13 protein-coding genes and 1 tRNA gene are annotated in these 14,558 nt (G+C 55.2%); 9 read left to right on the top strand and 5 right to left on the bottom strand.

Features of this window, described 5'->3' with window-relative positions; translation table 11 throughout:
* Positions 1-103: 103 nt before the first annotated feature.
* The 3 genes from dnaG to AC2FI7_RS16505 form a co-directional block, all read right to left on the bottom strand.
* Complete coding sequence (dnaG, locus tag AC2FI7_RS16515; RefSeq protein WP_010441992.1) at positions 104-2,053, bottom strand: DNA primase; 1,950 nt, start codon at positions 2,051-2,053, stop codon at positions 104-106.
* An 80-nt stretch (positions 2,054-2,133) separates the two neighbouring features.
* Positions 2,134-2,430, bottom strand: a complete 297-nt coding sequence (locus tag AC2FI7_RS16510; RefSeq protein ID WP_010441991.1) for a hypothetical protein — start codon at positions 2,428-2,430, stop codon at positions 2,134-2,136.
* A 379-nt stretch (positions 2,431-2,809) separates the two neighbouring features.
* Positions 2,810-4,240, bottom strand: a complete 1,431-nt coding sequence (locus AC2FI7_RS16505) for a Glu/Leu/Phe/Val family dehydrogenase (RefSeq protein ID WP_010441990.1) — start codon at positions 4,238-4,240, stop codon at positions 2,810-2,812.
* Between the two features lie 424 nt (positions 4,241-4,664).
* Here AC2FI7_RS16505 and AC2FI7_RS16500 point away from each other — a divergent pair, with 424 nt between their 5' ends.
* The 3 genes from AC2FI7_RS16500 (at position 4,665) to AC2FI7_RS16490 (ending at position 7,586) form a co-directional block, all read left to right on the top strand.
* Entirely contained in the window at positions 4,665-6,386 is a 1,722-nt protein-coding gene (locus AC2FI7_RS16500; RefSeq protein ID WP_496833509.1) for a Tad domain-containing protein, read from the top strand.
* The gene (locus AC2FI7_RS16495) at positions 6,383-7,006 is read left to right on the top strand and encodes a TadE/TadG family type IV pilus assembly protein (RefSeq protein WP_010441988.1); all 624 of its coding nucleotides are present in this window, start codon (positions 6,383-6,385) and stop codon (positions 7,004-7,006) included. Before AC2FI7_RS16500 ends, AC2FI7_RS16495 begins: the two co-directional genes overlap by 4 nt.
* 64 nt (positions 7,007-7,070) lie before the next feature.
* A complete protein-coding gene (locus AC2FI7_RS16490; protein WP_480606587.1) occupies positions 7,071-7,586 on the top strand; it encodes a hypothetical protein in 516 nt (171 codons plus the stop codon).
* Here the strand turns inward: AC2FI7_RS16490 and AC2FI7_RS16485 are convergent, their stop codons facing one another.
* The gene (locus tag AC2FI7_RS16485) at positions 7,587-8,057 is read right to left on the bottom strand and encodes a cytochrome P450 family protein (protein ID WP_170779781.1); all 471 of its coding nucleotides are present in this window, start codon (positions 8,055-8,057) and stop codon (positions 7,587-7,589) included.
* Between the two features lie 160 nt (positions 8,058-8,217).
* On the opposite strand from AC2FI7_RS16485, the gene AC2FI7_RS16480 reads away from it, so the two are divergent.
* Complete coding sequence (locus AC2FI7_RS16480; RefSeq protein ID WP_010441985.1) at positions 8,218-9,129, top strand: pirin family protein; 912 nt, start codon at positions 8,218-8,220, stop codon at positions 9,127-9,129.
* Positions 9,130-9,136: 7 nt separating this feature from the next.
* Here AC2FI7_RS16480 and AC2FI7_RS16475 read toward each other — a convergent pair whose 3' ends face one another.
* Positions 9,137-9,724, bottom strand: a complete 588-nt coding sequence (locus AC2FI7_RS16475) for a TetR/AcrR family transcriptional regulator (RefSeq protein WP_010441984.1) — start codon at positions 9,722-9,724, stop codon at positions 9,137-9,139.
* Positions 9,725-9,794: 70 nt separating this feature from the next.
* Here AC2FI7_RS16475 and AC2FI7_RS16470 point away from each other — a divergent pair, with 70 nt between their 5' ends.
* The 5 genes from AC2FI7_RS16470 (at position 9,795) to AC2FI7_RS16450 (ending at position 14,557) form a co-directional block, all read left to right on the top strand.
* Positions 9,795-10,073 carry a hypothetical protein gene (locus AC2FI7_RS16470; RefSeq protein ID WP_496816243.1) on the top strand — a complete coding sequence of 93 codons (279 nt, stop codon included), beginning with the start codon at positions 9,795-9,797 and terminating at the stop codon, positions 10,071-10,073.
* A 128-nt stretch (positions 10,074-10,201) separates the two neighbouring features.
* Entirely contained in the window at positions 10,202-11,488 is a 1,287-nt protein-coding gene (locus tag AC2FI7_RS16465; RefSeq protein ID WP_010441982.1) for a homoserine dehydrogenase, read from the top strand.
* Between the two features lie 69 nt (positions 11,489-11,557).
* The gene (glpX, locus tag AC2FI7_RS16460; RefSeq protein ID WP_010441981.1) at positions 11,558-12,541 is read left to right on the top strand and encodes a class II fructose-bisphosphatase; all 984 of its coding nucleotides are present in this window, start codon (positions 11,558-11,560) and stop codon (positions 12,539-12,541) included.
* A gap of 89 nt (positions 12,542-12,630) precedes the next feature.
* The gene (gene recJ / locus AC2FI7_RS16455; protein ID WP_496816240.1) at positions 12,631-14,373 is read left to right on the top strand and encodes a single-stranded-DNA-specific exonuclease RecJ; all 1,743 of its coding nucleotides are present in this window, start codon (positions 12,631-12,633) and stop codon (positions 14,371-14,373) included.
* Positions 14,374-14,482: 109 nt separating this feature from the next.
* Positions 14,483-14,557 (top strand) — tRNA-Glu (locus AC2FI7_RS16450).
* The last annotated feature ends 1 nt before the right edge of the window (position 14,558 follow it).

The raw sequence follows: 14,558 nt of genomic DNA, 5'->3' as shown, positions 1-14,558 counted from the left end.
GCAGGGATGGGTGATTCGTTTTGACCGAATCATTAGCGCGTAGAAGTGATTCGGCCACCCGTTTACCTGTTTTTCTTTTCCAGTGCCTTACGAAAACACCACTTTATCGGCGTTTCCGCTCAAAATTGATACCCGACATGATCGCTTCAAACGCGTCTTTCTCGTCACGGTTGATTCGCGCACCATTGTCGGCGATGTCAAAAACGGCCCTGTCTTCGTTCTGGCTGCGGCTTGTCCGGTTGCGCTCTTCGGCGGCTTGCGCCAGCCGATATGTCAGCGCCTCATCGGCCAGATCAGACAATTCCTCCGCCGCTTCGGCAATCTCAGCATCCAACCCCCGGAGCGCTTTGATCTTTGCGAGTTCCTCGGCCAGCGTCATCTGGGCCTTTTCAACGTCGCCTGGTTTGTACACACAGGGGATCACTGCGACATGGCGAAGGGCCAGAAGGTTTTCAAGGGGTTCCGGCCCCAAATTTTGAACGATGTGGTCTCTCAGATTGTCCGGGTCGTCAATCGCGTGGCGCAAGATCGCCCCGCGCAATGCTGCATGATCGGGATAGTGACATTCCATTTCTTCTAATTGGTGTTCGAATTGGATCACAACTTGTGGATTTAGAATAGCAATTGCCAGAATGGCCGCTTCGCGCAATTGAATATCCGCGTTCTCGGACGACGCCAGAAACGATGCGCGCGCACCGGGCGTGGCAGGCTGGGTCTGCGGTTGCCATTTTCCACGCGGCTGCCACGTTCGATTTTGCGATTGTCTCTGAGGGCGAAATAATTGCCAGCGCAGATCCTTAATTTCCTGCCCGTAATGCGATCGGATCGAGGGGTCGCGGATCAGCTTGATCTTCTCACGCAGGGATTTATCCAACGCCGCCTTCCGTTCAGGGCTGTCGAACACCTTGCCTTCCGTCTCACGTTGCCACAGCAGCTTGACCATCGGAATGGCCCCTTCCAGAACGGCTTGCACCGCCCCCGGTCCTTCGGCACGCAGAAGATCGTCTGGGTCCTTGCCTTCGGGCATGAGTGCAAATCGCAAGGATTTGCCTGCCTCCAGCAATGGCAGGGCCAGATCGATCGCCCGCATCGCGGCGCGCAGGCCCGCTGTGTCACCATCCAAGGCAATGATCGGTTCATCTGAAACACGCCAGAGCAACTGTAGTTGATGTTCGGTGATCGCTGTTCCTAATGGCGCCACCGACGCGCCAAAGCCCGCCTCGGCCAGCGCGATTACGTCCATGTAACCCTCGGCAACGATCAGGGGCTGCCCCTTCCCAGCCGCCTGTCTCGCAGGACCGTGGTTATAGAGGCTACGGCCTTTATCGAACAAATCGGTCTCGGGCGAGTTCAGGTATTTTGCGTTGTCATTCGGGTCCATCGCCCGACCGCCGAAGGCAATGCAACGCCCGCGTGGGTCGCGGATTGGATACATGATGCGATTTCGGAACGTGTCATATGGTTTTTTGCCCTTGTTGGACGGTTTGACCAGACCCGCCGCAAGGATCAAATCATCGGCTACATTCTTGCCGGTCAGATGATCCCACAGCGCCTGCCAGCCGTCGGGGGCAAACCCGATCTCCCATCGATCCAACGCCTGCGCATCCAGCCCTCGGCGGGTCAGGTAATCGCGCGCCTCGGCCCCTGCCCCGGTCTTGAGTTGCAAGCGAAAGAACTGAACCGCTTGCTCCATGACGTCGGCGAGTTGCGAGCGTCTGTCCTGTTTCTCCTGCGCTTTCGGATCGCGCGCAGGCATCGGCATCCCCGCTTCACGCGCCAGAATCTCGACCGCTTCGATGAACGAGACATTCTCGGTCTCTTTCACAAAGCTGATAGCATCGCCTTTGGCATGGCACCCAAAGCAGTAATAGAATCCCTTCTGATCATCGACGTGGAATGAGGCGGTCTTTTCGTGATGAAACGGGCAAGGCGCCCACATATCACCCTTGCCCTGATTGGATTTGCGCTGGTCCCACATGACCTTACGCCCAACAACCTGAGACAGGCTGAGGCGCGTGCGCAATTCATCCAGAAATCCGGGGGGCAAAGACATGGGTCAAACCTGCCAGAAATGAAAACGCGAGCCAAGGGGATGGCGCGCGGTTGTCCACAGAGAAATGATCTGTCTGTGGATTATTGCTGTAAACACAACTCCAGCCAAGCGGCACCGAGATCTTTTTTGCGCACGTCGCGCATTTTCTGTTCGTACACCCAAGGTGTGATCAACGGAATCGCCGCATTGTAGTTCTCGGGCCACGTCGGACCACTGTCTGCTACTGCCTGCGCCACGTCGCGTTCCTTGACCCGGTCCAAACGTGCCTTCTGAACCGCAGCCACGACATCGGCCTGATACTTGCAACTTTGCTCTTTAGTCTCCTGAGCAGCCAAGGGTGAGGCCAGCAAGGCCGCGACAATGGCAATACGCAACATGGGGTTCTCCCGGATTCGTTTCCTTTGGCGCAGCTTAACCCTGCACAGCAACACCTTCCATCGCCGATTTCAATTTGTGCCTCAGTCGAATCCCAGGCGGCTAACAACAGCTGCATTTTCTGCGAGTGCAACACTAGGCACAGACTCTTTGCAGATGTTTCAACATCTCGCGTACAGTCATATGGCGGCGTATCACAGTTTCCTCTGTAGAAGCGTAGTACCCGAGGTATATTGGACATCGACATAAACGTCGTCCTGGTCCAATTCCGTAACGACTAACGGCATATCGATCGATCTTTCTGCGAAACTGAATAGGACAAATCGAAAAAAGCGGCCACCCATGGGGCGGCCGCTTTTAGAAATTCGATTGCCTGAGTGCTCAGAGTCCTTTTGCCCGATAGCTTTTTGAGACCCGATCAATCGCCACAATATAAGCTGCAGTGCGCAGGTCATCGACATCAGCTCGGTCATGCCAAACCTCGCTCATAGCCTGATAGGCAATGCGCATTGTGTCATCGAGGCCTGAGCGCACCAGCTCCAGCTCGTCAGCACCTTTGAGGTATTTGGCCTTGAAGTTCGGCGACATCGACCAGGCATCACCCAGATATCGGTCCAGCCGCTCAAGCTCGCTGACGATCAGTTCATGCCGTGCTTCCTCCTGGCGGCGCTGCATGCGGCCAAAACGGATATGGCTAAGGTTCTTGACCCACTCAAAATAGGATACTGTAACACCGCCCGCATTTGCATACATATCGGGGATAATGACTGTACCTTTATTGCGCAGGATTTCATCCGCGCCCGCTGTGACCGGACCGTTTGCAGCCTCGATAATCAGCGGCGCTTTGATCCGCTCTGCATTAGACAGGTTAATCACCCCTTCTAGTGCGGCCGGGATCAAGATATCGCATTCGGATTCAAGCACTGCACCGCCCTCGGCTGAATGCGTCGCATCCGGATAGTCTTTCACGCCGCCATGCTTAACGATCCACTGACGCACCGCTTCAACATCAATGCCATCGGGATTGTATAATGCGCCATCCCATTCGATGATGCCAATCACGCGCGATCCGTCTTCTTCACTGAGGAATTTAGCCGCGTGGTAGCCCACATTGCCCAAGCCCTGCACAACAACGCGCTTGCCGTCTAGTTTGCCTGTCATGCCAGCCTTTTTGACATCTTCCGGATTCCGGAAGAATTCGCGCAACGCATATTGAATGCCACGGCCAGTCGCTTCGACCCTACCTGCGATACCCCCAGCGTTCAGTGGTTTACCCGTCACACAGGCGCGCGCGTTGATATCTGTCGTGTTCATTCGGGCATACTGGTCGGCCATCCACGCCATTTCGCGTTCGCCTGTTCCCATGTCGGGCGCGGGGACGTTCTGAGACGGGTTGATCAGATCGCGTTTAGCCAATTCATAGGCGAAACGGCGGGTGATCTGCTCTAGCTCGTGTTCTTCATATTGGCGCGGATCGATACACAATCCGCCTTTCGACCCCCCAAATGGCGCTTCGACCAGAGCGCATTTGTAGGTCATCAGAGCCGCGAGCGCCTCGACCTCGTCTTGGTTCACCGCGAGGGCATAACGAATACCACCTTTGACCGGCTCCATATGTTCTGAATGAACCGAGCGGTATCCGGTGAATGTGTGAATCTGCCCTCTCAGCCGAACTCCGAACCTGACTGTGTAGGTGGCGTTACATACCCTGATCTTTTCTTCCAGTCCGGGCGGCAGATCCATCAGAGACGCAGCTCTGTTGAACATCAGATCAACACTCTCACGAAAGCTGGGTTCTATAATGCCGGTCATACAATCCTCCGTACTGGCAAATGACAAACGTCATGACGTTTTGTCGCACTGCTTGTAATTTACCGCAATCAGTAACTGCACTTATTTTAAGCAATTTGCGAAAGGCCAATCGACGTGTTCGAAGTGAGTCGACCATCGATCACCTACGCGCAATTGTCCCGAAGCGGGAAACAAAGACAGCGAAAACGCCACGAATAAAGCTGAAAACCGTTAAAAACGAGCAGCATAGTGACGATCACGCCTAATTCTCGCCACGATCCCTGTATAATTAATTAGCGCTGCAAACCGCTGGCATTGGTGCGCCCTGTCGACAGAGGAATTCACTATGCGCAATTATGATTTAAAAGAATTGTTTAACTTTTTGTGCCGAGAAAACAGGTGCGCCCGACGCTTGCGGCAATTTGCATCTGAAACAGAAGGCACGATGACGATCCTTGCGCTCTTCTTGGTGATGATTGTCTTCACCGTTGCCGGATTTGCCGTCGATATCATGCGTTACGATCGGGAAAGGGTGCGACTGCAATATGCCCTTGATCGCGCCGTTTTGGCAGCAGCGGACCTGGATCAGGAGCTTTGCCCCCGTGTTGTCGTCAACGATTACATTACCAAGGAAGGCTTCAACCCTGATATTATCAGCAATATCGAAGTCGAACCCGAGACATGTAAGACAAATGCGGATGGCTCTGTTGAACAGATCGCCGAGCTTGAAGGCAAGCGCAAGGTTGTAGCCAGTGCTGACATGACCGTTGAGACCCACTTTATGAAGTGGAGTGGTGTCGATCATATCGATTCAACCGCGACCAGCGTTGCCGAAGAATCGATTGGTAACGTTGAAATCTCGTTGGTTTTGGATGTGTCAGGCTCAATGCGCGGAACAAAGCTGACCAACCTACAGAAGGCCGCAAACGACTTTATTGATGAAATGGTTCTGAAGTCAGAAGAAGGTAGATTGTCAATTTCGATCGTACCCTATTCCGAACAGGTCTCGGTGCCTGACTATCTGATGGATGCCTTGAATACGATCGGTGCCAACGAAGTTGCAAATTGCATCGACTTCCAGGCCTCGGACTTCACGACAACCAATTTCAACTATTACGATATCGTCGATGATGGCGGGAATATCATTAGGAAGGGGGATTACATTCCTCAAACCTTACACTTCAAGGACAGCGGCACAAACGACAGAAGATTCAGTGATACTTTGGTATCCAGTAACATTTGCCGGCTTGAATCCGCGACCGATCAACGGGAAATGACGGTTATCCAGAATGACCCGGATATTTTGAAGGACCAGATTGATAATCTGGTCGCAAGCGGCTGGACTTCGATTGATCTTGGATTGAAGTGGGGCTTGACCTTGCTTGATGACAGTATTCAGCCATTGATTGCCCAGATTGCAGACAGCTCCGAAATCCCAGACTCGTTCGCCATTCGGCCTGCACCGAACACCACGACAGACACCCTTAAGGTACTCGTGCTGATGACGGATGGGGAAAACACCTATCAGCATAAGGTAAACTCACCCTATAACGAGGGTGGCTCCAATATTTATTGGAACGAAAGTGCACAGACTTATTCCATCTATGATGATGAAAATGGGCATTGGGCTTGGCCAAATGTAAATACCACCATTTGGGATAATAATACCGGCGGGTACTGGACACGTGACAAGTTCCAGGATCATGCGCACGGAAATGGTACCTACAAACGATATCGTTGCCGGGATTACTACAATGGCACCTGTTACGATATCGACAGATCGAATGATCGCGACTTCAACGAAAGCGGTTCGTCGCCAGCAGAACTAGAATGGCCTGATGTCTGGGCACATACGGAGAAAAACGCGATCCGGAATATGTTCCGCCATGCCTACGGTTGGACCCGTGGCAATGAATTCGCGGCTGCGTCGACCACCGAAATCGGCCCTTCAACCAAAAATCCACGGGTTGTCGATCTTTGCGTAGAAGCTGAGAAAGAAAAAGTCATAATTTTCTCGATCGCTTTCGAAGCCCCCTACGGCGTCAAGCAGATGCTGAAAGACTGCGCGATCAAACCTGCCCGCTACTACGAAGCAACTGGCACACAGATTGAACGTGTCTTCGATTCAATCAGCACTTCGATTCAAAACCTGAGGCTGACCCAATGATCATGTCGTTGCGAATACGGGCGCAAAGGTTCTGGCGTAAAGAGGATGGCGCATCCTCGAGCATTGAGTTTATGTTCTGGTTCCCTCTCTTCTTATATGTCGCATATTCTGGCATGGACCTGGGATTGATCTCATTTCGCCACGCCGACCTTGAGCGGTCGTTGGACATGACGATCAGGGAGGTTCGACTGAATCGCCTGCCGCCTGGCGAAGACACGTGGGATCATGCCCTTCTGAAGAAGATGGTGTGTGAGAACGCAATCATTTCCGACTGTTCTGAAAATCTCGCGCTTGAGATGAAATCCATTGACCCCCGCGTCGGCAACCAGCTGGATCCTACGCCTTATTGCGTTGATACACCGGCGACGATCAGAAAACCCGAAGATGTTGCCTTTGAATTGGGAACCTCGAACGAAATGATGATTATTCGAGCCTGCCTCGAAGTCTCGCCTGTATTCGGCCTCTCCATGATGAACGATCTGGTAAGGCAAGATAATGACGGGCAGTGGGAAATACACGCCTCTTCTGTGTTTGTTCATGAACCATTTGGAGGCTCATCAAGTACTCCCACTGGAGGTGGCACTTCTGAACCGGAGGACGTAGCAGATGCCGGCGGCTAATTTCTCAATCAGAGGCGCAATTGCAAGAGCCGTTCGTCGCTTCCGGCGTCGGGAAGACGGCATCATGTCTGTTGAAGCCATGCTGATATTGCCGTTGCTATACTGGTCTATGCTTGCTTCATACACCTACTATGACGCCTATCGGCAAAGTGCGCGTAATATCAAGGGTGCCTACGCGGTTGCCGATGTGGTTTCGCGTGAAGATGGCAATGTGACCGAAGCCTACGTAAACACGATGTATGATCTTTTGGAGACCATGGTCGAAACGCGCGCGCCGGTAACATTACGGATGACCTATCTTACATTTGATGCCGAGAACGACATCCATAATGTACTGTGGTCCTGCGTTCGTGGCACAGGCCTGCCGAAATGGTCAAACGCAGACATTGACGACATAAAGCCTCGGCTACCCGCGATGCCTGATAATGGATCGATGATCGTGGTCGAAACCCGGAACACATATCGGCCGCCATTCTATATCGCATTCGAATTCGCCGAATTTGACATGAACAACCTTGTGTTCACTCATCCGCGCGTATTCGACAATATCGTCAATACTGATCCGTCCTGCGTCGTCTAGCTACGACCTTTCGGCAAGCAGTCCGGTCAGTATCTCGGACATGAATTTGGTTTCGGCGGCGGCCGTCATTCCGCCGATACCAATGCGGCGCCCGACACGCCACCAAAGGCCTGGAAACCAGTCAAACGATCCTGCCGTGCGGGTTTTGATAATAAATCCATTCGATGGTTTGAACGCAAATACACCCCGGTCGACTGTTTCAACCTCTTCCACTTTGCAAATCACCTGCCCCGAGCTGGTGCGTAAATCGGTAGAGGTCAGTTCGATCCTGCCCTGAGTCGAATGCCACATGTGATGCGACAACCAGAAAGCCCCAATTCCCACAACAAACAGGAATATCTGCCAACCAAGATCCGGAGGCGATGCTATCGCGACATAAATCACCAACGCTCCGACAGTGGCCAACATCCCTACTCCGGTCCATCGGCGCGCGGATGAGGCCTGAATAGAGGCCAGAACTTCGTCTTGCATGTCACTCTCCCCGTTACTCGTCTGCTCTAGCTGGTTTGATATGCAAAGAACAACACCCATGTCGCTGGTCTGAGCGTGATTGCACAGACTGCGTGTTCCTGCGCAAATTGATTACGCCGGGACTGGCCATAAATTGCTGCTAAGCAATCAGGAGGCTAAAATGTCCCTCAGACCGATCCTTGAGACGCGCACTTCGGTTCCAACAATGGAAGGCGCGGGTGTCAAACTTCATCGCGCATTCGGGTTTCAAGACCCGTCGGAACTGGACCCTTATCTATTGTTTGATGACTTTCGGAACGACAACCCGCAAGATTTTGTGGCCGGTTTTCCATGGCATCCACATCGCGGCATCGAAACGATCACCTATGTCCTGTCCGGTTCAGTAGAACACAGTGACTCGCTGGGTAATAGCGGCACTTTGGGTGCAGGAGACGTTCAATGGATGACGGCCGGGTCTGGTATTCTGCATCAGGAAATGCCCAAAGGCTCGGGCAGCGGCCAGATGCACGGTTTTCAACTATGGGGCAATCTTCCATCGGATCAAAAGATGACTGCCCCGCGCTATCAGGACGTCCAAAGTACCGATATTCCCGAGATTATCGAAGACGATGGTACGGCGGTCCGGGTAATAGTCGGCACTTTCTGGGGCCGTACAGGTCCTGTCGACGGGATCGCTGCAGATCCACAATATCTGGATATCAGTATACCGGCGGGCGTGAAAAAGACCTTTCCAATAGATACCTATCGTCGTGCGTTCGCCTATATCTTTGAAGGGGGCGCTGCCTTCGCTGATGCCTCCCGCCCCTCCGGAGTGCTTTTGGAAAAGGAAATCGCAGGGCATGAGGTCAATATCCGCGACATGTCTGGCGACCGGACATTGGTTCGGTTTGGAACAGGGGATGAAATCACTGTTCAGGCCGGGCCCGATGGTGTGCGATTTCTTTTGATCTCTGGGGCTCCGATTAATGAACCTGTTGCATGGCACGGACCGATCGTCATGAACACGCAGGCCGAATTGCAGCAGGCCTTTCGTGAATTGCGCAACGGCACATTCATCCGCCCGGCACATTGAGGGCCGGTCAGGCGGTGACGGCCTTGCGCACCATATCCCAATAAACCTGTTCAACCTCATCCAACGACAATCGCCCGCCGCTGCGGTACCAGGTGATCACGCCGTTGAGCATGGCGATCACCGCCAAAGTGGCGATTTTGGTATCGGTAACCGAGAATTGGTCCGATTGCTGTCCTATGCGCAAGATACTCTCCAACGAGTCTTCGTAGCGGCGGCGCAGCGCTTCAATTTCGGTGAAATTTTCGGGCGTCAGATTGCGCAGTTCCATATAGGCGATAAATACTTCATCCGGGCGCTGAAGGTGAAAACGGATGTGGAACCCGACAAACTGGCGCAGCGCATCTTGTGGATCGTCAAACTGCTCAAGCTCTTCATATGCAGCCAACAAATCCTGCATGTGATCGCGCATAAGACGGAACAACAGGCTTTGTTTATCAGGGGTATAATTATACAGGGCTCCAGCCTGCACCCCCACCTCTCCCGCGATCTGTCGCATCGATACAGCGGCATAGCCGTGACGGGCAAACAACCCCAACGCTGCCTCGCGAATGCGAGGGCCGGTGATGTCTGAATGAGAGCCTTGTGTACGTGCCATGACCTTATCCTATATGAACGGTTGTTCAGATAGAACCCCGCTTGAACCAGCGCGGTAAAAGGTGCATCACATGAAAAACTCTGCAACCCAAAGGTCTGCGATGAAGCTTTTGCCGTCGATATTTCTTGTGCTCGCCACTGCGAGTTGCGCGAATATCCCCGAGTTGGAAGGCAGCGAAACCGCCGCATTGCGCAAGGCCCCCTATCCCAAACTCATTGCATTGGATCCGGCCCTCGGTGCCCCCACCGATCCCGTCAGCGAAGCGGAAGAGGTTGAAGTGGATCTGTCGACGCGCGGCGAAGCCTTGGCGAAAAAAGCCGAGGCGTTGCAAAATGCCGAGATTAACTAGGATTTTGGCTGCGCCTAAGCCTCCGAAAGATTAGACGGATTGCACCCTTCCCCTGAACCCGCTAAGGCAGCCCGCAAAGGACACTTCGCCATCGCGGGCGGCATTGCGAGCAGAAAGGACCCGAGGGAATGACACAGGCGCTGAGGCTTGGAATTGCCGGTCTGGGAACTGTCGGAGTGGGAGTGGTCAAAATCGTACGCCGGCATGCCGATCTTTTGCAGGCGCGCACCGGGCGCCCCGTTCAGATCACCGCTGTTTCGGCTCGCGATGCCAATAAGGATCGTGGCGTAAACCTATCCGACTACGCGTGGGAGACCGATCCGGTTTCCTTGGCAAAACGTGACGACGTCGATGTTTTTGTTGAACTGATGGGCGGTGAGAACGGTCCCGCAAAAGCCTCTGTCGAGGCGGCATTGGCCAGTGGAAAAGATGTTGTCACTGCCAACAAGGCGCTGCTGGCCATCCATGGACAGGAATTGGCAGAAAAGGCCGAAGCTGCAGGCCGCGTCATTCGGTTCGAGGCAGCGGTCGCGGGTGGTATCCCGGTGATCAAGTCTCTGACCGAGGGGCTGGCTGGCAATGAGATCACACGCGTCATGGGTGTGATGAACGGCACCTGCAACTATATCCTGACCCGGATGCAATCGCAGGAGTTGGGCTACAACGCTCTTTTCGAGGAATGCGCGCAGCTTGGGTATCTAGAAGCCGATCCCAATCTGGACGTTGGTGGCATCGATGCGGCGCATAAATTGGCGCTGCTGTCATCGATTGCCTTCGGCACCAAGCCGAATTTCAACGGGATCGAGATTGAAGGCATTCAACAGATCAGCCTGGATGACATCCATCAGGCTCACGACATGGGATACCGGATCAAGCTGTTGGGCGTGGCTCAGCGCACTGCCCGGGGACTAGAGCAGCGTATGCAACCCTGTCTGGTGCCGAGTGACTCTCCGTTGGGTCAGCTGGAAGGTGGAACCAACATGGTCGTGCTGGATGGCGATGCAGTTGAGCAGATTGTTCTGCGTGGCCCCGGTGCGGGCGAAGGTCCCACTGCAAGCGCTGTGATGGGCGATGTCTGCGATCTGGCACGCGGATTGCACATTCCGACATTTGGCCGCCCTGCCGCATCACTGGAAGAGGCAAAGCCTGCCGTTACTGGTTTGCCTGCGCCCTACTATCTGCGGCTGGGCCTGCAGGATAAACCAGGCGCGCTGGCCAAGGTTGCCTCTATTCTGGGAGATGCAGGCGTCTCGATTGACCGGATGCGCCAGTATGGGCATGCCGAAAGCACCGCGCCCGTGTTGATCGTCACTCATAAGACTACACGCGCAACTCTTGACGTCGCGCTTGAAGGCTTGCGCGACACGGATGTTATCGCGGGTGAGCCTGTCGCCTTGCGCATTGAAGAGGTTTGAGCTTGCGACCTGCATGAAACGCAAGCTATGCCGGTAATTACGGCTTTATTGACCTGAGGATACGAACATATGAGTGCTGCCAAGATCGATTTTAACGACCGCCTTCTGTCTCTGGGCCTTGCGCGGGTGGCGGAACAGGCCGCGCTGGCGTCCGCCTCATTGGTTGGCCGGGGTGATGAGAAAGCCGCTGATCAGGCTGCTGTAAACGCGATGCGGGAACAGCTGAACCTTCTGGACATCGAGGGTGTCGTCGTCATTGGTGAGGGCGAGCGCGATGAAGCACCGATGCTGTATATCGGCGAAGAGGTTGGTACTGGCAATGGGCCGGGCGTGGACATTGCGCTGGACCCGCTGGAAGGCACCACGCTGACAGCCAAGGATATGCCAAACGCCTTGACGGTGATCGCCATGGGACCGCGCGGCTCGATGCTGCACGCGCCTGATGTGTATATGGACAAACTGGCCGTTGGCCCCGGCTATCCTGAAGGCGTTGTCAATCTGGACATGAGCCCGCGCGAGCGTGTTGAGGCTCTGGCCAAAGCCAAAGGGTGTGAGCCTGCAGATATCACCGTTTGCATCTTGGAGCGTCCTCGTCACGAAGCAATGATTGCTGAAGTCCGCGATACCGGCGCCTCTATCCGCCTGATCACCGATGGTGACGTCGCTGGCGTCATGCACTGCGCCGAAAGCGAAGTGACCGGGATCGACATGTATATGGGCCAAGGCGGCGCACCCGAAGGGGTTCTGGCAGCTGCTGCGCTGAAATGCATGGGGGGACAGATTTTTGGCCGCCTGTTGTTCCGCAACGATGACGAACGCGGCCGCGCCGCCAAGGCAGGCATCACCGATCTGGACCGCGTTTATGCGCGCGACGAGATGGTGACTGCAGATGTCATCTTCGCTGCCACTGGCGTGACCGGAGGCTCTCTGCTTCCACGCATCAAGCGGGAACCGGGCTGGGTTGAGACAACGACGCTGCTGATGCGGTCAAAGACCGGTTCTGTTCGTCGCATGTCTTATCGGACGCCTATGTGGCCACATACCGACGCTTAGCGGCTTGCGCCGTTGCCTTCGGCGAGAGTATCTAAAAAGATGAAGAGGCCGGGTTCGAAGGGGCCCGGCCTTGGCGCATGAGGTGAGATGTGGCGTTTCTGGGCGTAGAGCAATCGTTGACCGGTCGGCGTTGGGTTGGACCGGGGATAGAGGTCGAGCGGTCAGCTGAGATGATGGCGCAGCAGACCGATTTGCCGCGCGCCGTTTGTCAGGTGCTGGCGCGACGCGGTGTTCCGGTGATGGAGGCCTCGGGCTTTCTGGAGCCAAAGTTGAAAGAACTGCTGCCTGATCCGCGTTCGATGAAGGACATGGAGCTTGCCGCTTCGCGGTTTCTTGAAGCGGTGCGTAATCGTCAAAATATCGCGGTGTTTGCCGATTATGATGTGGATGGGGGCAGTTCGGCTGCGCTACTGCTGGTGTGGCTGCGCCAGATGGGAATAGCCGCAACGCTCTATGTGCCCGACCGGATTGATGAGGGCTATGGACCAAATGTACCGGCGATGCAGGAATTGGCAGTTAGCCATGATCTGATCATTTGCGTGGATTGCGGAACACTTAGCCATGAACCTATCGCGGCGGCGAAGGGTGCAGATGTAATCGTTTTGGATCATCATTTGGGGGGAGAAACCCTGCCGGATTGCGTCGCAGTGGTGAACCCGAACCGGCAGGATGAAAGCGGTGATCTGGGCTATTTCTGCGCGGCTGCGGTGGTGTTTCTGATGCTGGTCGAGGCGGGCCGCCAACTCCGCGAGGCTGGCGCCAAAGGGCCGGATCTGATGGCCATGCTGGATCTTGTGGCGCTGGCTACGGTGGCCGATGTCGCGCCGCTGATTGAGGCCAACCGGGCCTTGGTGCGGCAAGGACTGAAGGTGATGGCCCTGCGGCAACGGCCAGGGCTGGTGGCGTTGTCGGACGTGGCCCGCATGGATACTGCGCCCAACAGCTATCACCTAGGTTTTTTGCTGGGGCCGCGTGTGAATGCAGGTGGGCGCATTGGGCAGGCTGATCTGGGCGCGCGGTTGCTAAGCACTGACTCGGCGACCGAAGCCGAAGCCCTATCCGAGCGACTGGATGCCCTGAACTCGGAGCGGCGTGAGATCGAGAACGCAGTGCGCGCTGCAGCACTGGCACAGGCGGAAGAACGCGGGCTTGATGCGCCGTTGGTGTGGGCTGCTGGTGAGGGATGGCATCCCGGTGTCGTAGGCATCGTTGCATCGCGGCTGAAAGAGGCCGCAAACCGGCCCGCGATCGTGATCGGATTTGATGGAGATGAGGGCAAAGGGTCGGGCCGTTCCGTCTCGGGCATTGACCTGGGCGCGTCGATCCAGCGTCTGGCAGCCGAAGGGTTGTTGGTCAAAGGTGGTGGACACAAGATGGCGGCAGGTCTGACGGTGATGCGGGATCAGTTAGAGCCCGCCATGGTGCGCCTGTCGGAACTGCTGGCCAAGCAGGGTGCGGGGCAAGCAGGCCCTGCCGATCTGAAACTGGACGGGGCACTGATGCCTGGCGCCGCAACAGTCGACCTGATCGAGCAGATCGAAAAGGCAGGCCCGTTCGGGGCCGGTGCGCCTGCCCCACGCTATGCTCTGCCCGATCTGCAGGTGCGCTTTGCAAAACGCGTAGGCGAAACACATCTGAAACTGTCGCTATCGGATGGCATGTCCGGAGGACTGGATGCGATCGCCTTTGGTGCGTTCGATGGTCCGCTGGGGGATCGCCTCTCAAATCATGGCGGTGCCCGCTTCCATTTCGCAGGTCGGCTTGAGGTCAATTCCTGGGGTGGTCGGCAGAGCGTGCAACTGCGACTGGAGGATGCGGCAGAAGCCGTCTGACACCTTTTTCAACACGCCGTACAACCAGTCAAAAAAGTTTCGTGGCCTTGCGTTTTTCGTCTTGCGGGGGGGGAAGGTAAACCGTAAAAGGCCCTCCACAAGCCAACGTGGCCCGTTCGTCTATCGGTTAGGACGCCAGGTTTTCAACCTGGAAAGAGGGGTTCGATTCCCCTACGGGCTACCAT

The organism is Ruegeria sp. YTSA064, assembly GCF_059610325.1.
This window is presented reverse-complemented; position numbering and strand designations above follow the sequence as displayed.

Excerpts from the sequence above, each read along its gene's own strand:
- dnaG (WP_010441992.1), bottom strand. The coding sequence starts at position 2,053 with ATGTCTTTGCCCCCCGGATTTCTGGATGAATTGCGCACGCGCCTCAGC.
- AC2FI7_RS16510 (WP_010441991.1), bottom strand. The coding sequence starts at position 2,430 with ATGTTGCGTATTGCCATTGTCGCGGCCTTGCTGGCCTCACCCTTGGCT.
- AC2FI7_RS16505 (WP_010441990.1), bottom strand. The coding sequence starts at position 4,240 with ATGACCGGCATTATAGAACCCAGCTTTCGTGAGAGTGTTGATCTGATG.
- AC2FI7_RS16500 (WP_496833509.1), top strand. The coding sequence starts at position 4,665 with ATGACGATCCTTGCGCTCTTCTTGGTGATGATTGTCTTCACCGTTGCC.
- AC2FI7_RS16495 (WP_010441988.1), top strand. The coding sequence starts at position 6,383 with ATGATCATGTCGTTGCGAATACGGGCGCAAAGGTTCTGGCGTAAAGAG.
- AC2FI7_RS16490 (WP_480606587.1), top strand. The coding sequence starts at position 7,071 with ATGTCTGTTGAAGCCATGCTGATATTGCCGTTGCTATACTGGTCTATG.
- AC2FI7_RS16485 (WP_170779781.1), bottom strand. The coding sequence starts at position 8,057 with ATGCAAGACGAAGTTCTGGCCTCTATTCAGGCCTCATCCGCGCGCCGA.
- AC2FI7_RS16480 (WP_010441985.1), top strand. The coding sequence starts at position 8,218 with ATGTCCCTCAGACCGATCCTTGAGACGCGCACTTCGGTTCCAACAATG.
- AC2FI7_RS16475 (WP_010441984.1), bottom strand. The coding sequence starts at position 9,724 with ATGGCACGTACACAAGGCTCTCATTCAGACATCACCGGCCCTCGCATT.
- AC2FI7_RS16470 (WP_496816243.1), top strand. The coding sequence starts at position 9,795 with ATGAAAAACTCTGCAACCCAAAGGTCTGCGATGAAGCTTTTGCCGTCG.
- AC2FI7_RS16465 (WP_010441982.1), top strand. The coding sequence starts at position 10,202 with ATGACACAGGCGCTGAGGCTTGGAATTGCCGGTCTGGGAACTGTCGGA.
- glpX (WP_010441981.1), top strand. The coding sequence starts at position 11,558 with ATGAGTGCTGCCAAGATCGATTTTAACGACCGCCTTCTGTCTCTGGGC.